Source organism: Bacillus sp. 179-C3.3 HS (genome assembly GCF_047229225.1).
Classification (GTDB): Bacteria; Bacillota; Bacilli; order Bacillales; family Bacillaceae; genus Bacillus.
This window is the reverse complement of the sequence record NZ_JBFEFT010000018.1, coordinates 14,388-37,383: the sequence shown is the minus strand read 5'-3', so window position 1 is coordinate 37,383 and position 22,996 is coordinate 14,388. Positions and strand designations below refer to the sequence as shown.

The following is a 22,996-nucleotide window of genomic DNA, read 5'->3' as shown; positions in this document are numbered from 1 at the left end:
ACCGATTTGGTATCAATATCACAATAAATGGTCCTCACGCTTACTTTATGAAGTACAGCGAGGTCTTTCGCTTGTACTTCCTTCTAGCTAATGAGCAGCACAAGAGAGATAATTCGATCGATTTTCACGACCTTTTCTCTTTTTCATAAATGCGGGTTTTGATTTGATAAAAAAAGAAAGAATGGGAAAGATAAGGAAAACTCATCTTTGTTTACATCCCTGCTTTATGCAAGAGGAGGTTGCATCATGACACAAAATGTGTGGCAGTTGTTCATCATCGGAATCATCATTTTGTTCTGTATTGTCATTCGAATGAATCGAATGAAGCGCTATCAGGCTGTGCGCCCGGTGACTCTTTTGATTAGAATATGTGTATTTGGTTCCACTGCCCTTATTCTCATGACAGAAGGATGGCAAAATCACAGTATTTTCATGTATGCTTCCATTGGCATGATCTTCGGGAGTAGCTTAGCTGTTCATGCCTATCAGACGATCCGGACGAAATTAGAAAATGGAAAACTCTATGTCAAAACGAGTAAATGGATTGAAAGCTTTATTTTGTGTTTGTTTTTATCAAGGTTTGCAATGAAATTGGTCGAGCTGACAAACCATTCGTTAACGAAGGTCGACGCATTGGAATTATATCAACATATTGTGAGTGATGATGCTTTGACCATGCTCAGCTTTTTCCTACTTGCTGCTTACTATATCGTTTTTTCCTATCAAATGATGAAATTCAATAAAAGATCCATTCATGTGCATCATGCATAAAATAAAAAACCTTCCTAATGAAAATAAGGAAGGTTTTTTATCAATCGTGTTGTGCATGATGAATCATTTGTTCTAGTACTTCCATGACATGCTGATCTTCAGGGCTGTAAAAAATCGATGTGCCTGCCCGTCTAGATTTCACGAGACGAAGATTTTTTAAAAAGCGCAACTGATGAGAAACAGTGGATTGCATAAGGTTCAATGTTTCCGCTATGTCATTGACCGAATGTTCTCCTTGAGAAAGCAGGTGAAGAATACGAATACGTGTTGGATCAGATAAAGCTTTGAATGTTTGCGAAACTAGAAATAAACTTTCTTCATCTAGCTCGATCTGTTCCTGTTCTGGATTTGTATTCTGTTCATCTATCATATCGTTTCACCTTTCTTGTCAGTCAAATCACGACTTATTCTACTTAACATCATATACCAAAATGTGTGGTATGCAAAGCACGCAATCTTTCTGAAAAAAGTTTTTCCAAATAGCATTGACACAAGGTAGCATTCTTTTTAAAATGAGCATTATTTATTCATTTTTTTAGAGGAGCTGATAGGCAAATTGACTGAAGAGCCAAGACTAAAACGCAGCCTGACGGTTATACCACTTGTTGTGATCGGGCTTGCTTATATGGATCCACTTGTCGTATTTGATTCATACGGCATTGTGGCTCAGCTGACGAAAGGACACGTCGCAGCTGCATATATATTTACTTTACTTGCATTACTATTGACAGCGCTTAGCTATGGGAATATGGTGAAGGCTTTTCCAAAAGCAGGATCTGCCTATACATACGCGCAAAAAAGTATTCATCCTCATGTCGGCTTCCTCGTAGGATGGACATTATTGCTTGATTATTTATTTTTGCCTATGGTGAATTTTGCGATCGGAAGTGCTTATTTAACCGCAGCCTTTCCAGATGTACCTCATTATATTTGGATCATCATACTTGCTATCGCCATAACGACTGTCAATGTAATCGGGATTCGTCTTACAGCCAATATCACAGCTTTATTTGTCACATTTCAGGTCATTGTTGCCGTGATATTTGTTGGTTTTATCATTTATGCACTCACACAAAACACCGGAAGTGGTGAATTGTTGTCGGCACGACCTTTTTACTCACCAAATTTAGAACCTGCACTGATCTTTTCTGGTGCGACCATATTATGTTTTTCATTTTTAGGGTTTGACGCGATTTCGACAATGTCTGAGGAGACCATTCGCCCCAAAAAGACCATCCCTCTTGCAATTTTTCTTACGGTTGCCATTGGCGGTGTGCTTTTTATCATCACCTCTTATTTTTTGCAGCAGGTCTTTCCAAATTTCCAGCAATTCAAGTATCCGGATGCAGCATCGCTTGAAATTGCTGAATTTGTAGGTGGTGCATTTCTCCATTCACTCTTTTTAGCGGGTACGATGGTCGCGGTCATTTCTTCGTCATTGTCGTCACACGCGAGTGCAGCAAGACTGCTTTATGCGATGGGACGAGATGAATCGTTACCGAAACGGTTCTTTGGTTACATTCATCCGACGTTAAAGACACCTGTGTTTAATATTTTATTGATTGGCGTGTTCTCTTTATCAGCTGTCATTGGAGAACTTGAACTCATCTATTCCTTTATCAGCTTTGGTGCCCTCATTGGGTTCACTTTTGTGAACTTGTCTGTTTTTTGCTATTATTTTTTGAAACAGAAACAAAGAGGCTTCTTAAATATATTGAGATATGTACTCGTCCCTCTTTGCGGCACGGCCTTTTGTCTATGGCTTTTAACTAGCATCAGTACGAATGCGCTGATCATTGGCATATGCTGGCTGATCATTGGTTTCATTTATTTCTGCTACAGATTGAAAACGAGACCTGAATTTACGTTTGGGTATGATTCTTGATGAGAATTTTACTTGGTATCCTCTATAGGATATGGCATAATAAAAGGGCTGTACTTTCCTATTAAAAGCGGGGCAAAACAGGGGTGAACTGACCTTGAAAAAGAAAAAAACAGGGTGTTTTGCCATTTCAGGCTGTTTCACGATTTTTCTGTTCGTTTTCGTATTAGCAGCGATTGTTTTTTCTTTCAATCAAAAGGAATTAAAAAAGCTGCCGATTGATACGGAATCAATTGTTTTGTCGAGATTGGATGATTACAAACCGCTTGTAGAAACAGAGTTAAGAGATCAAGATTTAGATCAATATACCGCATTAATTCTCGGTATGATGTATCAAGAATCAAAAGGCAGAGGCGGAGATCCAATGCAGTCCTCTGAATCTCTTGGTTTGAAACGAAATGAAATCAACGACCCTCAAAAAAGCATTAAACAAGGTGTCCAACATTTTTCTTCTATGTACAAGCATGGAAAGAAAAAAGGTGTTGACCTTGAAACCATCATTCAAAGCTATAACATGGGAATCGGCTATATTGATTTTGTTGCAAAAAACGGGGGAGAACATTCCGAGAAACTGGCAAAGCAATACTCCAAAAAGCAAGTGAATCGAAACCCGACCGTCTATACGTGCGGCGGTGACAAAGATAATTTTCGCTATCCGTATTGCTACGGTGATTTCACTTATGCTGAAAAAGTAAAAGAAAAAACGAAAACAGTTGAAGAAAAAATGAAATTGGCTTCATCATCCACACCATCATCGTAAAAAAAGCACTTCCTCCGTGGAAGTGCTTTTCGATTTATGGATGTTCTTTCCCGATTTCCGGCAAAATGGTTTTTGCTATTTTCTGATCCATTTCCTCATATTCATCATAATGAATGGCTTCATACAATTCCTTTCTTGTTTGCATGTCTTGTAGCATCCCTTGCTGCGTTCCCTTTTCTTTAATTTCTGTAAATAAACGCTCATACCCTTTAGCAGCCACTCTAAGGGTGGACACCGGATAAATGACCATGTCAAAACCAAATTCAGAGAATTCGTCCGCATGATAATAAGGCGTTTGACCAAACTCCGTCATATTCGCAAGCAGCGGTCCTCGAATATGGTTTGAAGCATACATGAAGTCGTCCGTTGTCGTCAGTGCTTCAGGAAAAATCGCATCAGCTCCTGCTTCTACATAGAGATTGGCTCGGTGAATGACATCGTCCATCCCACTCACTGATTTTGCATCTGTTCTTGCAACCACTAAAAGAGACGGTGCCACCTGTTTAATGGCCTTGATTTTAGCGATCATCTCTTCTGCTGGTACGAGTGATTTTCCGTTTAAATGTCCGCATTTTTTCGGCATTTGCTGATCTTCAATTTGAATCGCTGCCACCTTACTCTCGACCATTTCTTTTGCGGCTCTAGCTGTATTCAGCACGCCGCCATACCCCGTGTCTATATCGACGAGGAGTGGTAACTCAGAAGCTCGAATGATCTCTTTCGCTTTTTCAGCCATTTCCGTTGAATGAATCATACCGAGGTCTGGAAGGCCTTTGCTGGCACAAAATGCGGCACCAGATAAATAGAGTCCTAGAAAGCCCATTTTTTTCGCATAAAGCGCAGACATCCCATCATGTACGCCAGGGATTTGAAACAAAGCTGGATGATTCATGTGCGCTTTAAAGGAGGCGGCTAACTCCGCTTGACTCCTTTCTTCATTTACGATCCACACACTAGCTCCCCCCCTATATCACAAATAAGTCCATAAATGCTGGCACTGTTGTTGTTTTTAGTTGATTTGGATTTTGACAAAGTGACACAATGTCGTGAACTTGTTTTTGAGGAAATCTTGTTTTCAAATGAGCTAACCATTTCTTTTCAAGTAGCGGAATGCCTTCTTCTCTTCTTCTGCGATGACCAAGTGGATATTCAATTTCAATTCGGTCTGTCATGGTTCCGTCTTTAAAGAAAACTTGAACACTATTGGCAATAGATCTCTTTTTCGGATCTAAGTAATCTTCCGTATAGCGTTTATCTTCTTTCACGATCATTTGATCACGCAACCGGTCAATTTCTGGGTTTTGTGCTGTTTCTTCTTCATAATGATCCGCAGTCAGTTCACCATAGATCAGCCCAATGGCCGTAATATATTGCAAACAATGATCTCGGTCTGCAGGGTTATAAAGTGGACCTTTTTTATCTATAATTCGAATGGCTGACTCATGTGTCGTAATGTCGACTCGATCGATTTCATGTAACCGATCTTTGACAGAGTCATGCAGTATGACAGCTGCTTCTGCAGCCGTTTGGGCATGAAATTCCGCAGGATAAGCAATTTTAAAAAGTACGTTTTCTATGACATACGATCCGAGAGGCTGTGCAAGTGTGAGTGGTTTGCCCTTCATTGCAACAGCTTCAAATCCCCACTTTTCTGCACTAAGCGGCGTTTGATAGCCCATTTCTCCTTTCAGTGTCATCATCGCCAATCTCACTGCTCGGCTCGTGGCATCTCCTGCGGCCCATGATTTTCTTGATCCTGTATTTGGGGCATGACGGTACGTTCGAAGTGGAGAATGATCGACAAACGCTTGTGATAACACATGTTGCACATCCTCCTTCGTTCCGCCAAGCATCGCACATACGACTGCACTTGATGCCACTTTGACAAATAGAACATGATCTAAGCCATTTCGATTCAGACAATTTTCTAGTGCAAGTACGCCTTGGATTTCATGTGCTTTTATAATGGCATGTAGCACGTCATTCATCGTAAGCGGCTCTTCTCCGTTTACAAGCCGCGTTCTACTAAGATAATCACTGACAGCAAGTATCCCGCCAAGATTATCAGATGGATGACCCCATTCTTGTGCGAGCCACGTGTCATTATAATCTAACCAGCGAATCATACACCCTATATTAAAAGCTGCTTGGACGGGATCTAACACAAACGACGTGCCAGGCACTCTCGCCCCGTTCGGCACAACTGTTCCAGGGACGATAGGCCCAAGGTGCTTCGTGCATTCCGGGAAATTGAGCGCAAGCATTCCGCAGCCGAGCGTATCCATCAGCACATACCGTGCCGTATCAATTGCTTCTTTGCTCGTAATCTCCCCATCTACTGCATAGGCTGCAATTTCCTCTAATAACTGATCGGTCTGATTGGCTACTGCTGTTTTATTCATGTTCATCCCCCTCTTTTATCATCATTTGACATGTAAGCCTCTTGGCCCTAAATATCGAACCCGTGGTCTAAAAATACGATTATGCAAATGCTGTTCAATGACATGCGCTGCTAATCCACTTGCTCTTGCTGCAAAGAAAATCGGTGTATATAGAGAAATAGGTATGCCAAGCACGTAATAAATGGGGGCTGCATAATAATCAAGATTTGGATAAAGATTTTTCTTTTCTTTCATATAGGCCTCACCTGCTACACACATGTCATACAAGGTCGTATCCCCTTTTGATTCAGTAAGCGTTTTCAATGATTGTTTTAAAAGGGCTGCCCTCGGGTCCATCTTTCTCATATATACCCTGTGTCCAAATCCCATCATTTTTTCTTTTGCTTCTAGTTTTCGCTCAATGAGTGTCAGAAAGCCTTCTGTCGTCTTCGCTTCAAGAAGCATATGCATCACGGCTTCATTCGCTCCTCCATGTAAATCCCCTTTTAAAGATGAGATCGCACCAGTAAAGGCACCGTACATATCAGCATGAGTTGAAGCAATGACTCTTGCAGCAAATGTAGAATTGGGAAGCTCATGTTCACTATATAATGTTAACGTTTGATCAAAAGCAGTGATTTCGTCTGTCGTTGGCGTACGATTTGTAAGCATGGCTAAAAAGTTTTCAGTGTAGGATTTGGTCTGATCTGGAGAAATGGTGGTATCTTTTGAGAGAATATAATAGCTCCCAGCAACAATGGCGGGCAGCTGACCTAATAATCGAACCGCACGTGCATCTTGGCAAGCAGCTGACCGGTCGTGTAATGATTCATCGTATCCTGCAAGAGCAGATATACATGTTCGCATGGCGTCCATTGGGTGAGTGGTTTTGGGTAGTGTTGTTAACATGTGTTGGATGGTAGGATGTAATGTTGTTTGAGAGGAAATGTCTTGCTGAAATTGGTGCGATTCCATTTTATCTGGTAATCTTCCATAAATGAGTAGGTAGGCAGTGTCTAGAAATGTGCTGTGCTTTGCTAAATCAATTAGGTCATAACCGCGAATGACAATTTCTTCTTGTGCCACATCTAAGTATGAAATCGATGTTTCACTTGCCACAATGTCTTCAAGTCCCGGTTTATACTGCAATTGATCTGTCATCATATAACCCCCGTTTCGTTTCATCGTTGTTCTCAAAAAACGAGCAAACGGCCAAACATGATGTATATCTATAGATGGGGCGAATCCGTGCTAGTCGGATACCCAACTTCCATTTTATCCAAAGCACTTCCACTTGTAAATAAAAGAACGTATGTCCAAATGGACATACGTTAGCTGTAATACGGAGAAATCATGATATATACAATGACGCCAGTTAGACTGACATAAAGCCAAAGTGGCATCGTCCAACGAGCAATTTTCCGGTGACGCTCAACTTGCATTTGTGCGCCTCTAAACAGCGTAATGAGCGCAAGCGGTACAATAATGGCCGATAACACGATATGTGTAATTAAAATAAAGTAATAGATTGGGCGAATGATCCCTTCCCCGCCGAATGTTGTATCAGATGCCATTGAATGATAAGTCAAATAAGAAATTAAAAAGATGAACGTTGTAGAAAATGCAGCAAAGATGAAGCGGCGATGGGCTTTAATATTTTTTTGTTTAATCATAATAAGTGCTGAAAGCAAAAAGATAAATGTGAAACTATTCATCACAGCATTCAGTAATGGTAAAAATGTAATATCCAGATGACTGAATTTATCTGATTTTGGCATAAAGAATAACAAAGCGATTAATCCATTTATGGCGATTGTTAAGAAAACCACAATGCCGGTGAAATTTTTTGGTTTTTGATTCTGTTCTTTCATGTTTGAAAACCTCTCTTTATAAATTCCGACTAAGAGTATGTTATTGAAAAATTGGCATAAAGTCAATGAATTCGCTACCTTCGTCGATTTTTAGACAAACTTGCAGTTGTGAACATTCTGGTGGTTGAAAGATCCGTTCACATCTATTAAAATGAAAATTTGTGTTGTTTTTATAAGGTTCACAGAAAGGAGCAATAGATTTGTCAATTTTACAGCAAACAACAAAAGATGTGAATACATTAGAAAAAGAATTACATCAATTGCAGTTTCAAATGTATCGAATGCAAGAAAATATAAAAAACATTTCTAAAAAGGCGAAGATCATTGGCATCGACCAAGCGAAAGAAGATGAATGGATGATCGTGTCTACAATTGAAAATAGTGATGTATGCAAAATCATGCTCAGTGATTGCGAAAAAGCTTTTCGTGGACAATCTGATTTTTCATTGATTGCAGAATATCCTGAAGAAGGGAAAATTCATATCGCTGATATTAAAGGTCCTCCTGATCATGGGTATGGCTCCATCTGTATGAAGCACTTAAAAGAAATGGCTAGAGAACAAAATATTCCTGTCATTACGGGTGATCTTGTCAAAAGAGACTGGAATCATGTAGACCGCTTGATTCACTTTTATGAGAAACATCAATTTGAAGTCCAAATTAATTGGAAAGAGCAAAGCGGAGAAATTTATTGGATAGATAGCTAACGACAAAATCCAGTGTGAACTGATGGTATACACTGGATTTTGTCGAAAATGCGAATTTTTCAGAAAAGTGTGTGTATTTTTGTCCAAAAAAGGGTACAATAAAAGCATCAGGCCGCCACCTGATGCTTCTTTCCAAAAACGATAGACTACTAGTTAAGTACTTTCACTTTGACTGATTTAACGCCCCAGTTTTTTGCCTGGGATTTGCTTGGTAAATGTACATCTATTTTATTGCCTTTAATTGCGCCGCCAGTATCAGCTGCGATGGCTTCACCGTAGCCTTCTACATAAACCTTACTTCCTAATGGAATGACATTAGGATCTACTGCAATTACTTTTGCATGAGGGTTTTTGTTTAAGTTTACCCCTGTTGCAGTAATACCTGAGATTCCACCGTCATTTGCTGTATAAGCCGTCGCCGTTACAGTCATTTCTCTTTGTACACTTTGACTAGCAGAAGATGATTTTGCTTTCGCTGTTTCCTGTTTAGGAGCAGCTTTTTTCGTTGTTTGCTCTTTTTGGACAGGTGCCTGTTTTTGAACAGGCTCTGAGCTTACCGGAGCTGAACTTTGACCAGCTACACTTAATGTGGAACCAATCATAATTATATCTGAGTTTAAGTTATTCCAAGATTTGAGATCGCTAATGGACACATTGAATTTTTGAGCGATTTTCCAGAGGCTGTCCCCCTTCTGGATTTTGTACTGCTCCTGAGTTTTCTCTTTTGAAGAGATTGTCAATTTATCCCCTACATAGATAATGTCTGTTGATAAATTGTTCCAACCCTTTAGGTCCTTTAGAGTCACATCATTTTTCTGTGAAATTCCCCAAAGTGTATCACCTTTTTGCACAGTGATTTCCTTTGCAGATGCTTGCTGTGCTCCGATTGCTGATGATGAGATTGCTGCAACAGCAACCAAGGACATAATAGTCTTCTTCATAAAGTAAATCCTCCCTTGTTAGCTTTTTATGGCGGCTAACGAGTGCTATCGTAACATATGTAAATGTCATTTCAATAACAAAACGATATGTTTTAGATTACAGTTCCTTTACATGAAACTTTTATCTCGATTGGTAAATCAGCCCACAAAGCGGCTTCATTCCGCACCATATCAAGGTTTTGGGAGGATAGAAAAATGGTGATTCAATCCATGTCCTAGTGCAACAAAAAAAATTATTTTTCCCCTTCTATCTCTTGATTTTTCTCTTTTTCTATAAAAAAACGAATTTCTTCTAAGAAAATATCACCGTATTTTACTCTTTTTTGCTCCCCAACACCTTTGATGTTGAGTAATTCTTCTTCTGTTTTTGGTTGCATTGCTGACATATCCTTTAATGTCTTATCAGAAAAGACAACAAATGGTGGAACGCCCTGCTCTCTTGATAACTTCATTCTGACCACTCTTAAATGCTCAAACAGTGCATCGTTTTCTTGAATACTTTCAGCTTTGATCGCACGTTTTTTAAATACGGCTTCTTGTCCCATTAATACATTTTTTCCTTTATGTGTGACTTTTAATAGCGGGTAAGGACCTTCAGACATGTGTAAATACTCTTCAGTAATTAAAAATTCAATGAAGTCACTTATTTTCTGGACAGAATGTTGTGCCAATAAACCGTATGTAGGGAGACGGTCAAATCCAAAGTCGAGGACTTTTTTATTCTTCGAGCCTGCTAACACTTGGGCAATCAACATTTTACCGAACCGTTCGTTCATTCTAATCGCACAGGATAGCACCATTTGAGCTTCTCTTGTCACTTCTTCTCGTTCTCTGTCATCTAAACAATTACTACACTTATGGCAAGTAGTGTTTGTCGATTGATCGAAATAAGCCATCACAAATTGCTGCAAACACTGCTCTGTATGGCAGTAGTCCACCATTTGTCTTAGCTTCAGCATCTCATGCTGATATCGCTCTTCATCTTCCGTCGATTGTTCGATGAGAAAGCGCTGCACCCTAACCCCTTGCGGCGAAAATAGCAATATACATTCGCTTTCAAGCCCGTCTCGACCGGCACGACCCGCTTCTTGATAGTAGCTTTCAATATCTCTTGGAATTTGATGATGGATGACAAAACGGACATTCGACTTATTAATCCCCATTCCAAAAGCCGACGTTGCGACCATCACCTTCATTTCGTCATTTAAGAATAGGTTTTGTTGTTCTTCTCTCGTATCGTCGTCCAATCCGCCATGATATATACCGGCATTCACCTTCTGTTTTTTGAGGCGATTGTATATGTTGTCAGCTTCTTTTCTCGTTGCTGTATAAATAATGCCAGACTCGCGCTGATTCTTTTTCATATATTGTGTGATAAAACGATCAGGATTTTCACCTTTGACCACTCGGAATGATAAATTCTCTCTAGCAAAACCAGTAAATATGGTTTCTTCGCCCTTCATTCCAAGTTGCATGCATATATCTTGATGGACTTTTTTCGTTGCTGTCGCTGTTAGTGCAATGATGACAGGTCTTGTTGAGAGCTGATGTAAGCACTCTTTAATATAGCGATAGCTTGGTCTAAAATCATGTCCCCACTCTGAGATGCAGTGGGCTTCATCTATCGCCATGAGTGGGATTGTCATTTGATCCATCATCTGAAGAAAACGGTCATTCTGTAAACGCTCTGGCGTAATATAAAGCAATTGGTATTCTCCATTTGCACATTTCTTTAACCGTGCATTCATTTCACTCGCCGAGAGTGTACTATTTAAAAAAGACGCCCGAATCCCCATATCATGTAAAGCATCCACTTGATCCTTCATTAAAGAAATAAGCGGGGAGACCACAATCGTTGTCCCCTCCATCATAAGGGCAGGAATCTGATAGCACACAGATTTTCCTCCGCCAGTCGGCATGATACAGACTGTATCCCTTCGCTTTTTCACAACCGATTCGATGGCTTGTTTTTGGCCTTGCCTAAAGACGTCAAAGCCGTAATATTGTTTCAGAAGTGCTTCTGCTTGTTCTAACATCGAATTCCCTCTCCGTCATTTGTTTTGTCTATTTTAACATAGAATGATGTCATCACATGCTGACGACACAAATTCATCTTTTAGCCATAAAAAAAGCCATTTTCCAATGAAGGAAAATGGCTTGGTTCATCTTATGTATAGCTGCAGATGCCGTAATCTAAGTAAGAAAGTTTTAAACCACCACTCCTCAAAGTGGGTGTTTGCAGAAACGTTCTTGTCTTCCTCTCGAGGGAGGCATGACATTCCAGCTTCAATATAAAACTCCCTATTACAGCTTAAAGGTTAAAACTTAATTAACATTACGTACATCGCAGCCTTTAAACTATACTACACGAAAATTTATCAAAATTCAAGATCCGTTTTTTCTTTACAATACTCTTATACACTTAGAAAGTGAATCGAAAAAAATAATTTTAAAAAAACATTAATTCCTCTCGTCTCCTTCGACGTCTTGCTCTTCCTCTAATCTTTCATATGTGTCTGAGTGTACCTGATCCATTGTTTCACGATCCGTCAAATATCGCATTTGCTCGGTGAACGAACGATCAAAAGCATTCGGATCTTGATGTGTTTCTTCTTTTTTCTTTTCATCAATTGAATATCGCGTATATGGGACTGCTTTTAAACGTTCATACGGAATGTCTTTTCCTGTTTTTTCACATATCCCATATGTCCCGTTTTCCATTCGTGTAAGTGCTGCATCAATTTCATCTTCAAGCTGATCATCTACTTGATCTAACGTTTGTTCCGTCATACGGTCTAAATAAATGCTCCCATGATCAGCGATATGATTCCCTATTCCATTTGAGATCTCGTTTGATTCTACTTGCATCGATTCTTCTTTCTTTTTTGAACCTTTGACCTCTCTTTTTAATTGCATCAGTTTGTCATATAATTCTGCTTTTTGCTCTTTCGATAAGCTCACGGTCAATCACTCCTTTCTCAGCTCTTTCCCGATAAACAGAGAAGGAAAACATGAAAAAAGCTGCCACCTTTTTGGCAGCAGCTATCTTATTTACAATGTACGAAGCGCTTCTTCGATTGGTTGATCTCCTTTGATCAAGTCGAAGTACTTATTTTTCACATGTGGTTCAGTCAAGCTCTCCACAAGTACGATCGCAACATCTTCTCTTGAAATCTCAATGTTGTGATCTTCTGGTATATGTGGGGCTGCTTCAATTTTCCCAGTCTTTTCTTCATGTAATAATGCGCCTGGACGAACAATTGTATAGGAAAGACCAGATTCTTTTAAATGCAAATCAGCATTTCTCTTCGCTTGATAATAGAGCTCCATGCTTCCTTGGCCTTTTGCTTGGTTAGGATCATCTGCATTATAGGAACTCAGCATGACAAAATGTTGAATGTTTTCTTTCTTGGCTGTATCAATGAGGCGTTTTGCGCCTTCTTGGTCTACTGCAATGGTTTTATCAGGACCTGTTTTTGATCCTGAACCTGCTGCAAAAATGATCGCCTCTGCTTGCTTCACAGCAGATGTGACATCTTTTTCAAGATCTCCGATGACGGGTGTTGCACCAAGTTCTTTTAGCGCATCCGCTTGTTTTTCATCCCGAATAAGAGCAAGTGGCTCATGTCCTTTTTCTTTTAAATAGCGAATGACAAGTTTCCCTGTATGTCCATTTGCTCCTGCAACTAAAACTTTCATTGATTCATTCTCCTTTCTGTATCTCCTTCTTCTTTATCCGATTTTGAGATCATTCAAACACATCCATAAGAAAAACCTTCCCCATTATAAAGGAAAAGGCTCAAGTCAAGTCATGAATGAAATAGAAAAAATAAGAAAAGTGCCTGTGATCTATATCATCACAGTGATTAACAAAGATGCTTTGTTAAAATGGCTTGCACATCACTTAAATCGGTATCTTTAGAGAAATCTAGTTCAAAAACTTTGGAGCTAGTGACTAGCAGCATTCCTGTGTCCTGATCAAACACGCCGGCTTCTTGAATGGCAAAACTATGAATTGATCGATACGGTAAGGAGACCCTGACTTTCTTCTTAGAAAATACGCGGTTATCGCCAAAGATCAATCGTTTATTGGTGAAACAAATTTGGTCGTGACGCAGTCTGTAAACAGCCTCAATTCGCTCTCCTTCAATCAGCAAGGATTCGAATTTTTTATGATCATTTTGTTTACTGACAGAAAAAATACCCACGTAAACCCCCTCTTCCTGCATCAAATTCCTTTATGAAAAAACGGCCACACGGCATTGTGGATACGTTTTGTTCTCACTTATAGAATACGCTATAAAAGGCCCTGATTCCATTACGAATAGATTAAATTTCATTTAACTTTTCCTCAGTTATTTGATGCGCTTTTCTCTACTTAGTAAGACAGTTAAATCAAGTGAAAAGTTTCAGTTATTTTTGGAAAATATTTTTTATTGTTCTTTCTTCAAATAAGAGATGGATAAAAAAACAGTGATCACAATCAATCACTGTTTTTTGGATGACTATTCATCTTTGGGTGTATCTATCGTTCCTTCGGCATATACATCTGAAATTTGTTCAAGTGTAATTGCCATATCTACATCTTCTGCATCATGCCATGCCTGTTGATTTTGTTGCACATCTTCTGGTTGTTTTTTCATGATCATCACCCTTTACTGTTTTGATTAGTATGGGTGATAATCATCTAAATCATTCAGCTGAAAGGTCCTTGAAATACTCTTTATAATACCCGCCTACTTTACCGGTATTATCAAGCACAAAAAGGAATTCTTCGGTTTCATTTTTCACATCATATGTGTTTCCAACTGTTAAAGCGCGGTTGACCATATATTTTTTCGCGTCCGTATGTATACATTTCACTTGTTTTAACGTTTTAGCCGATTGCCAGTTTTGATGGATCATGTTTTAAAAACTCCTTTTTTATCTATACATGTATTGTAGCCAATTTTTCGTGAATTGCAAAGAGTGTTATGGATTGCATTCCCTCCAGTCGTATAATATCATGAATGTATACGTTTTCAATTATGCGTATATATGTTCCATTTCATGATGACCACTGTTTTCACCTAGAACTCACAGAACAATCCATATCTTTTAGGAGGTTTGTTTACGTATGAGCTCTACAACACTTCAAATTAGTTCAACACTTGAATCTTTTCTCCAAGGAACGAAAAAACTCTACATCAACGGCCAATTTGTCACAAGTCATGATGACAAAACATTTTCCACACCGAACCCAGCCACAGGAGAAACCCTTATTGACGTCTATGAAGCAGGAGCAAAAGACATTGATGCTGCTGTAAAAGCTGCGAAAAGTGCCTTTTATGGACCTTGGCGTTCAATGGCAGCTTCTGAGCGCGCTCGCCTCATGTTTAAACTCGCAGATTTAATAGAAGAACATCAGCAAGAGCTTGCACAACTAGAAACGTTAGATAATGGCAAACCAATTAATGAAACGACCAATGCAGATGTGCCTCTTGCCATTGAGCACATGCGATATTACGCAGGATGGGCGACCAAAATGACTGGACAAACCATTCCTGTGAGTGAAGAGTATTTTAATTATACGCGCCATGAACCTGTAGGCGTTGTGGGGCAAATTATTCCATGGAACTTCCCTCTTCTGATGGCAATGTGGAAAATGGGTGCTGCCCTTGCAACAGGCTGTACCATTGTGTTAAAACCAGCTGAGCAAACACCGCTCTCTGCTCTATACTTAGCCACTTTGGTCGATCAGGTTGGGTTCCCAGATGGCGTCATTAACATTGTCCCTGGTTTCGGTGAAACAGCTGGTGAAGCATTAACCGATCATCCTGATGTCAACAAACTGGCTTTCACAGGCTCCACAAGTGTTGGGAAATTAATTATGGAAAAAGCCGCAAAATCAATCAAACGTGTCACACTAGAGCTTGGCGGAAAATCACCGAATATCATTTTACCAGATGCTGATTTGAAAAAGGCCATTCCAGGTGCATTAAACGGTGTCATGTTTAACCAAGGTCAAGTATGCTGTGCGGGATCAAGAGTGTTTATTCATCGTAGCCAATACGAAGAAGTGGTCGATCAAATGGCTCAGTATGCTTCGACATTAAAACAAGGCGCTGGCCTTCATCAAGACACACAAATTGGCCCACTTGTCAGTCAGGAGCAACATGAACGGGTATTAGGCTATATCGAAAAAGGAAAATCAGAAGGTGCAACAGCTGTTACGGGTGGTGATTGTCCTTATGAAGCCGGTTATTTCGTCTCTCCTACTGTATTTAAAGATGTGGAAGATGACATGACCATTGCAAAAGAAGAGATTTTTGGACCTGTTCTTTCGGCGATTCCTTACGATTCGATCGACGAAGTGGTCGAACGAGCCAATCACTCAGAATATGGACTTGCCGCAGGTCTTTGGACGGAAAACTTAAAACACGCCCATGATATCGCAGCCCGCCTTGAAGCAGGAACGGTATGGGTTAACTGCTACAATGTCTTTGATGCTGCCTCTCCATTTGGAGGTTATAAACAATCAGGTCTTGGTAGAGAAATGGGTTCATACGCTCTTAACAACTACACAGAAGTCAAAAGCGTTTGGATTCATCTGTAAGACAAATATTGCGTAAGAGCCGGTGATTCGTCATCGGCTTTTTTGTGTTTGCATGTGACAGGCTGCCGCGTGAATATAGTGTGAAAAGAAAGGAGCTTGAACGAATCATGCACGTTTTCGAAGCGAAGGTAAACGAGTATCTTCATGAATTGCACACACAAGTAGAACGTAGACAAAGAGAAGACGGCGCTTTTGTTTTCTGCTTTGAAGGTCCCATGATGACAAATGCTTTTTTGATCATGCTCTTAACCGCAGTAGATGATCCTGACAAGTCATTGATTCGGCATTTGGCAGAAGCAATACGTACCAAACAAAATGAGGATGGCTCCTTTTCACTCTATGCGGATCAAACCGGACATGTCACTGCAACAGTGCAAGGGTATTGTGCGATGCTCACTTCTGGCAGATATCAAAAAAGTGATCCCCATATGGAAAAAGCCGCACAGTATATTCGTTCAAAAGGTGGTTTAAAGGACGTACATTTTATGACAAAGTGGATGCTTGCGGTCAATGGCATGCACCCATGGCCTTACTTCTATGTCCCTCTGTCTATTTTACTGATCCCTACATATTTCCCGCTCCATTTTTATCACCTTAGTGCCTATGCAAGAATTCATTTTGTCCCGATGATGATTGCACTTAACAAACGGTATACCTCACAAGGAACGTTTCCATCTTTATCACATCTCGATGAAAACATGTCTAAAAATCCGTTTGACTGGTTTATGGCTAGGGAAGAACGATCGTCTCATGACTTCCTTACGTATATGCGTTCATATGTCTCTTTTGATAGCCGCTTGGACTTTTTCGGATATGAAGCGGCAAAACGATTTATGTTCGATCGTCTAGAAAAAGATGGTATGCTTTACAGTTATTTAAGTGCATCGATTTTTATGGTTTATGCCTTGATGAGTCTTGGCTTTTCTTCTCAACATCATCTCATCCAAAAAGCGATCAAAGGAATGAAACAACTCATCACCACATGTCAGGGCGTGATGTATGCTGAAAATTCAACATCCACTGTGTGGGATACGGCTTTAGTCAGTTACGCCTCTCAAAAAGCAGGCAGAACACCAGAACATCCCATGATTCAAAAGTCTTTGACGTACTTACTCAATCGTCAGCAAATGAAAAAAGCAGATTGGGCGATTCATAATCGGCAGGTCGCTCCAGGAGGGTTTGGGTTTTCAGATTTAAATACAAATAATCCTGATTGTGATGATACACAAATTGTACTGAAAGCCATCCCTCAGCTGTATGCCCCTACCCAATGGAGGCGTGGATTTGATTGGCTTCTTTCCATGCAAAATCGAGATGGTGGCTTTTCTGCATTTGAAAAAAATCAAGATCACTTCCTACTGCGTCATCTACCGCTTGAATCTGCAGAGGATGCTGCCATTGATCCTTCAACCCCCGATATTACCGGGCGTGTGCTACATCTTATTGGGTTAGAAGAACAGAAAAAGTCAACTCCCTCTATTCGCCGCAAACGAGATCAATGTGTCAAATGGCTCCTGAATCATCAAGAGAAAAACGGTTCATGGTATGGAAGATGGGGCGTTTGTTATATTTATGGCACTTGGGCCGCGTTAACAGGATTAAAAGCCGCAGGTCTTCCAGCCACACACCCTGCGATTCAAAAGGCTTGTGCTTTTATCAAACAGATCCAACAAGAAGATGGTAGCTTCGGTGAATCGTGTAAAAGTGCGGAGGTAAAAACGTACGTCCCGCTCCGATTTGGCACTGTTGTTCAAACCGCTTGGGCGACAGAGGCACTCCTGCAATATGAAAAACCAAATGACAAAGCCATTATAAGCGCCATCCAGTTTTTAGTGAGTCAACAGCATTCGCATGACGCCCTGCATTATCCAGTGGGAATTGGTCTACCAAAACAATTCTATATTGATTATCATAGCTATCCTTTTGTGTTTCCTATGATGGCTTGTTCTACATTTTTAGATGAAATGAGGCGTTTAAATGACTAAAGAAGAATATCGTTTGCAACTGAAAGAGTGGCTTACTTCGATTCAAACCGTATCTCAAGATGAAACCGTTTCTCGGCTTACTGAAGATTTAAATGAACAATTGAATGATGACCGGTCCAGCGAGCAAGATTGGTACGATCTGGCTAAAAGCATTGCAGACGAAATCAAACAAGATGAAGCACTTCGTGACGTAGCGGTTGGTCGTCATCAATTACCCCGTCTTCCATATCGGTACGAGGCACTTGAACCTTATATATCAAAAGAGATTATGTATTTGCATCATCAAAAGCATCATCAAACGTATGTTGATGGTCTCAATAAAGCGGAGCTTGAACTACAAAAAGCAAGAAAAACCAATGATTTTAAGCTGATCAAGCATTGGGAACGTGAGCTTGCCTTCCATGGTGCAGGTCATTACTTACATTGTATTTTCTGGTTTTGCATGAGTCCTTCAGGAAAAAGAAAGCCTACTGGCGAAATGATGCGCCTCATCGTACAATCCTTTGAAAGTTACGACGCTTTTCAAGCACAATTTTCTCAAGCAGCAAAACAAGTAGAAGGTGTGGGCTGGGCGATCTTAGTATGGGCACCGCGCTCACAACGTTTAGAAATTTTACAAGCAGAGCGCCATCAGCTTCTTTCACAATGGGACGTCATCCCTCTTCTTGCTCTTGACGTATGGGAACATGCGTATTACTTACAATATCGAAATGAAAAAGCGAAGTACGTTGATAAATGGTGGAACGTGATCGATTGGCGCGAACCAGAAGCACGATTAAAGAAAGCCCAATTAGTGAGCTGGACACCGTTTTAACATCCCACTCCATTTAGGTAAAATGCCTATTTGGAGTTTTTGTTTTTAGTTTACATAATAAAATTACTTACATCTATGTTTTTGTAAAACAACCTAAAAAAACTAGCCCCATTGTAGAGGCTAGTTTTTCTACACAAGATTATCCTTCAAGTAATAACTGTTCAGGATCTTCAAGTAGGTTTTTAATGGTGACTAGGAAGCCAACCGCTTCTTTCCCATCCACAATACGGTGATCATAAGAAAGAGCCAAATACATCATCGGACGGTTTTCAAAACGCTCTTCATCAATAGCCACAGGGCGGAGCTGAATTTTATGCATCCCTAAAATTCCAACTTGTGGGCTGTTTAAAATGGGTGTTGAAAGCAGAGAACCGAACGTTCCACCATTAGTGATCGTGAATGATCCACCTTGTAATTCATTTAAAGATAATTTGTTGTCTCTCGCTTTTTTGGCAAGATGACCAATTTCTTTTTCAATACCCGCAAAGGACAATCTATCTGCGTCACGAACAACAGGTACGACAAGTCCTTCATTCGCAGCAACAGCGATTCCAATGTCATAGAATTTCTTCAATACAAGCTCATCGCCTTGGATTTCAGCGTTGAGAAGCGGATATTTTTTCAGTGCAGCGACGACGGCTTTCGTGAAGAAAGACATGAAGCCAAGTTTCACATCATTTTGCTCAAGAAATGCATCTTTACGGCGCTTTCTAAGATCCATGACAGCTGTCATATCCACTTCATTAAATGTCGTCAACATCGCAGCTGTTTGTTGGACTTCAACTAAGCGTTTTGCGATCGTTTGTCTGCGGCGTGACATTCTTTCACGCTCAACTGGTTTACCTGCTTGTTCATTTTGCACCGCAGCATGAGCTTTTGGCGCAGCTTTCGGTGCACTTGCAGGCGCTTCATTCTTCTGATATGAAGCCACATCCTGCTTTCGTACCCTGCCCAGCGGATCTACGGTTGGAATCTCAGATAAGTCTAGTCCTTTTTCCCTCGCTAGCTTTCTAGCTGCAGGAGAAGCGATGGTTCTGCCGTTATTAGATTTTGGTTCTTCTTGTGGCGTCGCTTCTTTTGGTTGAGCTGCCTGTTCTTCATTAGATTCGGATGCAGAAGCGTTCTCAGGTGCTGGAGCTGCGGACTCGCTTCCGCCAGCTTCACCTGCTGCAATGATTCCGATGACTTCTCCAACTTGAACAGTGTCACCAGAATCTTTGAGTACTTCTTTTAAGACACCGGATTCTTCGGCAGTCAGTTCGACATTGACTTTATCTGTTTCAAGTTCGAGCAGGTATTCTCCCTGCTCCACATAATCGCCTGGCTGTTTTAGCCATTGTGCGATCGTTCCTTCCGAGATTGATTCCGCTAATTCAGGTACTTTAATTTCCGCCATTTTTCATTTCCCCCTTAGTTTTTGCGAGTCAAGCTATCAGATACAATTCGTTCTTGTTCTTTTTTATGAACAGTTGGATCACCTTCAGCCGTACTTGAGCGTCTTCTGCGGCCGATATAACGTACTTTTACTTTTTCTGATGTAATTTCTCGTAAATATGGCTCAATGTAACCCCAAGCCCCCATATTTTGTGGTTCTTCTTGTACCCACACGATTTCTTCTAAGTTTGGTAATTTCGATAAAATCGCTTTAATATCTTTAGCAGGAAACGGATATAATTGTTCCACTCTCGCAATATGCAGCCAATCCTTTGGATCTTCCATTTGAGTGAAGCGATCACTGATATCAATCGATACCTTTCCACTCGACAGAACGAGGCGTGATACCTTTTCATGATCATGCACAAGACCAGGCTGTTCCAGCACTGCTTGGAACTGTCCATCCGTTAATTCTTGAACTTCAGATAATGTGTTCGGATTACGAAGCAGACTCTTTGGTGTCATAATAACAAGCGGACGAATCTCTTCCCGTAGTAACATTTTGGCCTGTCTTCTAAGAATATGGAAGTATTGCGCCGCACTAGTAAGGTTCGCAACTGTCCAGTTATTTTCAGCGGCTGATTGCAGGAATCGTTCTGTTCTACCGCTTGAATGTTCTGGACCTTGTCCTTCATATCCATGTGGTAAGAGCATGACGAGCCCTGATTTTTGTCCCCATTTTGCGCGGCCAGCTGAAATAAATTGGTCAAAATACACTTGCGCCGCATTGGCGAAGTCCCCGAATTGAGCTTCCCAAATGACTAACGTTTCAGGAGAGTAAATATTGTATCCGTATTCAAATCCGATGACAGAGCCTTCTGACAGCGGGCTATTATGAACTGTAAATGATGCATTGGCATCACTTAATTGATGGAGCGCAATAAACTCCTTGCCCGTTTGACTGTCATGAAGAACAAGGTTTCTTTGTGCAAAAGTTCCTCGCTCTGAATCCTGTCCGGTCATTCGAATTGGCGTACCGTCTTTTAATATAGATGCAAATGCCAGTGCTTCCCCAAGTGACCACTCCACTTTACGGTCATCTGTAAACACCTTTGCACGTTTTTCAAGGATCCGCTTTAGCTTACCGAATACTTGGAAGTCTTTCGGCCAGCTAATTAATTCTTCATTTAGCTTTCTTAACACATCAAATTCAACTGACGTGTCAACTGCTGGGAAACCATTAGATACTGGCTCAGGCAGTTCGATTTCTTGAATCGTCCGTTCTTTCTTAGAAGGTACTTTTTTATACGCGTCTTCTAGTTTCGTTGTCACAGCTTGCTCGATTTCTTCTTTTTGCTCTTTTGTCAGAAGACCTTCTTCGATCAGTTTATCAGCAAAGATATTTTTGACCGTTTTATGCTTTCTGACCGCATCGTATAGCATTGGTTGAGTTGTAGATGGTTCATCCATTTCATTATGGCCATATCTACGATAACCGATAAGATCAATTAAGAAATCCTTTTTGAAGCGTTTACGGTATTCAACAGCGAGCTGAACAGCCGCTAAGCATGCTTCTGGATCATCCGCATTGACGTGAACGATTGGAATTTCAAAGCCTTTAGCAAGGTCACTAGCGTATTTTGTTGAACGTGATTCATTGCTTTCGGTTGTAAATCCAATCATATTGTTTGCAATGATATGGATCGTTCCGCCTACTTGATATCCAACTAATTGATTTAAATTTAATGTTTCTGCCACAATACCTTCCCCAGGGAACGCAGCATCTCCATGAATCAAAATAGCTAGTGCTTTTTCTTCGTCTTGAACTGGATACCCTTTTTGAGTCCGCGTTTCTTGAGCGGCGCGTGTACTTCCTTCAATAATCGGGTCAATAAACTCTAAGTGACTCGGGTTATTGGCAAGTGTGACTCTCGCACTCTTTGTATCTTCGTCTTTAATTTGACGATCAGCTCCAAGATGGTACTTTACATCCCCAGTCCATCCGTAGCTGATGCCAATAGAACCTTCTGATGGCACAAGCTCTTTATTAGGCGCATGCTGGAACTCCGAGAAAATGATTTCATACGGTTTTCCCAGCACATGTGTTAACACATTTAAACGACCTCTATGCGCCATACCAATGTTAATATTTGAAGTCCCTTGTGTCACGGACTCTGATATAATTTCATCTAGTATTGGTACGAGTGCATCCAATCCTTCAATAGAAAAACGCTTTTGTCCAACAAACGTTTTATGAAGGAATTGCTCGAATTGCTCGACTTCTACTAATCTTTTGAATACTGAAACTAGCTTATCAGCTGGTTTTTTCTTAAATAGCTCACCAGATTCAATAGAACTTGAGATCCAGTTCCGTTCTTCGAAATCATGGACGTGATCAAATTCAAATGAAATGGTACGCTTATACGTGTTTCTTAAATGATTAATGGCTTCTATGCCGTTAGTAATGTGTTTTGGTGCATTTGCACTGATAATTGAAATCGGAATATGCTTTACATCTTCTTCTGTTAACCCATATTCCTTTAGAGGAAATAACTCTTTTAATTCCTCTTTACGAAGAGGATTGACGGAAGCATTTAAATGGCCATACGTTCTGATGTCTTCTGCCAGTTTTACGACTGATGCTATCTTTTGGATTTGTTCAGAAGTAACTACGCTATTTTCTTTTTTCCCAATTTCCTCCTTCATTTCGCTCGGCGGTGCACCAAGTTCATCAAATATGCCTCTTAGTTCTTCCTCCACACTATTAGGATCTTGGACATATTGATCGTAGAGCTCGAGCACATAGCCGAGGTTCGGACCATGAAATTCTTCCCAACTCAACGGTTGTTTCACATCATTTTGAAACATTTTGAACACTACCCCCAACTTTGATCATCAAGTGTTAGAACACTATC

21 protein-coding genes, 1 other RNA gene and 1 pseudogene are annotated in these 22,996 nt (G+C 40.4%); 7 read left to right on the top strand and 16 right to left on the bottom strand.

Annotated elements, in window-relative coordinates:
- Nucleotides 1-8: 8 nt before the first annotated feature.
- Nucleotides 9-128, bottom strand: a pseudogene (locus AB1K80_RS12110) (YafY family transcriptional regulator); the annotation flags it as partial.
- Nucleotides 129-246: 118 nt separating this feature from the next.
- Here AB1K80_RS12110 and AB1K80_RS12105 point away from each other — a divergent pair.
- Complete coding sequence (locus AB1K80_RS12105) at nucleotides 247-771, top strand: mother cell-specific membrane sporulation protein (RefSeq protein ID WP_412856874.1); 525 nt, start codon at nucleotides 247-249, stop codon at nucleotides 769-771.
- A gap of 40 nt (nucleotides 772-811) precedes the next feature.
- On the opposite strand, the gene czrA is transcribed toward AB1K80_RS12105, so the two are convergent.
- Nucleotides 812-1,141, bottom strand: coding sequence for a Zn(II)-responsive metalloregulatory transcriptional repressor CzrA (gene czrA / locus AB1K80_RS12100; RefSeq protein ID WP_412856873.1), 330 nt, complete (start codon nucleotides 1,139-1,141; stop codon nucleotides 812-814).
- Between the two features lie 186 nt (nucleotides 1,142-1,327).
- On the opposite strand from czrA, the gene AB1K80_RS12095 reads away from it, so the two are divergent.
- Nucleotides 1,328-2,656, top strand: a complete 1,329-nt coding sequence (locus tag AB1K80_RS12095) for an APC family permease (protein WP_412856872.1) — start codon at nucleotides 1,328-1,330, stop codon at nucleotides 2,654-2,656.
- A 94-nt stretch (nucleotides 2,657-2,750) separates the two neighbouring features.
- The gene (locus AB1K80_RS12090) at nucleotides 2,751-3,413 is read left to right on the top strand and encodes a lysozyme family protein (RefSeq protein ID WP_412856871.1); all 663 of its coding nucleotides are present in this window, start codon (nucleotides 2,751-2,753) and stop codon (nucleotides 3,411-3,413) included.
- Nucleotides 3,414-3,447: 34 nt separating this feature from the next.
- Here the strand turns inward: AB1K80_RS12090 and prpB are convergent, their stop codons facing one another.
- From prpB to AB1K80_RS12070, 4 genes are all read right to left on the bottom strand, one after another.
- A complete protein-coding gene (prpB, locus tag AB1K80_RS12085) occupies nucleotides 3,448-4,365 on the bottom strand; it encodes a methylisocitrate lyase (RefSeq protein ID WP_412856870.1) in 918 nt (305 codons plus the stop codon).
- A gap of 13 nt (nucleotides 4,366-4,378) precedes the next feature.
- Nucleotides 4,379-5,815 carry a bifunctional 2-methylcitrate dehydratase/aconitate hydratase gene (locus AB1K80_RS12080; RefSeq protein WP_412856869.1) on the bottom strand — a complete coding sequence of 479 codons (1,437 nt, stop codon included), beginning with the start codon at nucleotides 5,813-5,815 and terminating at the stop codon, nucleotides 4,379-4,381.
- Between the two features lie 21 nt (nucleotides 5,816-5,836).
- Nucleotides 5,837-6,955, bottom strand: coding sequence for a citrate synthase (mmgD, locus tag AB1K80_RS12075; protein ID WP_412856868.1), 1,119 nt, complete (start codon nucleotides 6,953-6,955; stop codon nucleotides 5,837-5,839).
- Between the two features lie 170 nt (nucleotides 6,956-7,125).
- Nucleotides 7,126-7,665, bottom strand: a complete 540-nt coding sequence (locus AB1K80_RS12070) for a DUF420 domain-containing protein (protein WP_412856867.1) — start codon at nucleotides 7,663-7,665, stop codon at nucleotides 7,126-7,128.
- Nucleotides 7,666-7,865: 200 nt separating this feature from the next.
- Here AB1K80_RS12070 and AB1K80_RS12065 point away from each other — a divergent pair, with 200 nt between their 5' ends.
- Nucleotides 7,866-8,372, top strand: a complete 507-nt coding sequence (locus tag AB1K80_RS12065; RefSeq protein ID WP_412856866.1) for a hypothetical protein — start codon at nucleotides 7,866-7,868, stop codon at nucleotides 8,370-8,372.
- 149 nt (nucleotides 8,373-8,521) lie between these two features.
- On the opposite strand, the gene AB1K80_RS12060 is transcribed toward AB1K80_RS12065, so the two are convergent.
- From AB1K80_RS12060 to AB1K80_RS12025, 8 genes are all read right to left on the bottom strand, one after another.
- Nucleotides 8,522-9,313, bottom strand: a complete 792-nt coding sequence (locus AB1K80_RS12060; protein ID WP_412856865.1) for a LysM peptidoglycan-binding domain-containing protein — start codon at nucleotides 9,311-9,313, stop codon at nucleotides 8,522-8,524.
- A 233-nt stretch (nucleotides 9,314-9,546) separates the two neighbouring features.
- Complete coding sequence (recQ, locus tag AB1K80_RS12055; RefSeq protein ID WP_412856864.1) at nucleotides 9,547-11,349, bottom strand: DNA helicase RecQ; 1,803 nt, start codon at nucleotides 11,347-11,349, stop codon at nucleotides 9,547-9,549.
- Between the two features lie 134 nt (nucleotides 11,350-11,483).
- Nucleotides 11,484-11,669, bottom strand: a non-coding RNA gene (gene ssrS / locus AB1K80_RS12050) — 6S RNA.
- 104 nt (nucleotides 11,670-11,773) lie between these two features.
- Entirely contained in the window at nucleotides 11,774-12,274 is a 501-nt protein-coding gene (locus AB1K80_RS12045) for a TraR/DksA family transcriptional regulator (protein WP_412856863.1), read from the bottom strand.
- A 90-nt stretch (nucleotides 12,275-12,364) separates the two neighbouring features.
- Entirely contained in the window at nucleotides 12,365-13,012 is a 648-nt protein-coding gene (locus tag AB1K80_RS12040) for an SDR family oxidoreductase (protein ID WP_412856862.1), read from the bottom strand.
- Between the two features lie 167 nt (nucleotides 13,013-13,179).
- A complete protein-coding gene (locus tag AB1K80_RS12035; protein WP_412856861.1) occupies nucleotides 13,180-13,521 on the bottom strand; it encodes a PH domain-containing protein in 342 nt (113 codons plus the stop codon).
- Between the two features lie 297 nt (nucleotides 13,522-13,818).
- On the bottom strand, nucleotides 13,819-13,956 hold the full coding sequence (locus AB1K80_RS12030) for a DUF4025 domain-containing protein (RefSeq protein ID WP_412856860.1): 138 nt from the start codon (nucleotides 13,954-13,956) through the stop codon (nucleotides 13,819-13,821).
- 49 nt (nucleotides 13,957-14,005) lie between these two features.
- Nucleotides 14,006-14,218 (bottom strand): DUF6501 family protein, encoded by a 213-nt coding sequence (locus AB1K80_RS12025; RefSeq protein ID WP_412856859.1) that lies wholly within the window; start codon nucleotides 14,216-14,218, stop codon nucleotides 14,006-14,008.
- 211 nt (nucleotides 14,219-14,429) lie between these two features.
- On the opposite strand from AB1K80_RS12025, the gene AB1K80_RS12020 reads away from it, so the two are divergent.
- From AB1K80_RS12020 to AB1K80_RS12010, 3 genes are all read left to right on the top strand, one after another.
- Entirely contained in the window at nucleotides 14,430-15,908 is a 1,479-nt protein-coding gene (locus AB1K80_RS12020; RefSeq protein ID WP_412856858.1) for an aldehyde dehydrogenase family protein, read from the top strand.
- A 107-nt stretch (nucleotides 15,909-16,015) separates the two neighbouring features.
- Entirely contained in the window at nucleotides 16,016-17,893 is a 1,878-nt protein-coding gene (locus tag AB1K80_RS12015; RefSeq protein ID WP_412856857.1) for a prenyltransferase/squalene oxidase repeat-containing protein, read from the top strand.
- A complete protein-coding gene (locus tag AB1K80_RS12010) occupies nucleotides 17,886-18,707 on the top strand; it encodes a superoxide dismutase (protein WP_412856856.1) in 822 nt (273 codons plus the stop codon). Before AB1K80_RS12015 ends, AB1K80_RS12010 begins: the two co-directional genes overlap by 8 nt.
- A gap of 139 nt (nucleotides 18,708-18,846) precedes the next feature.
- Here the strand turns inward: AB1K80_RS12010 and odhB are convergent, their stop codons facing one another.
- Together odhB and sucA are read right to left on the bottom strand one after the other, a co-directional pair.
- Entirely contained in the window at nucleotides 18,847-20,103 is a 1,257-nt protein-coding gene (odhB, locus tag AB1K80_RS12005; RefSeq protein WP_412856855.1) for a 2-oxoglutarate dehydrogenase complex dihydrolipoyllysine-residue succinyltransferase, read from the bottom strand.
- A 14-nt stretch (nucleotides 20,104-20,117) separates the two neighbouring features.
- Nucleotides 20,118-22,949 carry a 2-oxoglutarate dehydrogenase E1 component gene (gene sucA / locus AB1K80_RS12000; RefSeq protein WP_412856854.1) on the bottom strand — a complete coding sequence of 944 codons (2,832 nt, stop codon included), beginning with the start codon at nucleotides 22,947-22,949 and terminating at the stop codon, nucleotides 20,118-20,120.
- Between the last annotated feature and the right edge of the window lie 47 nt (nucleotides 22,950-22,996).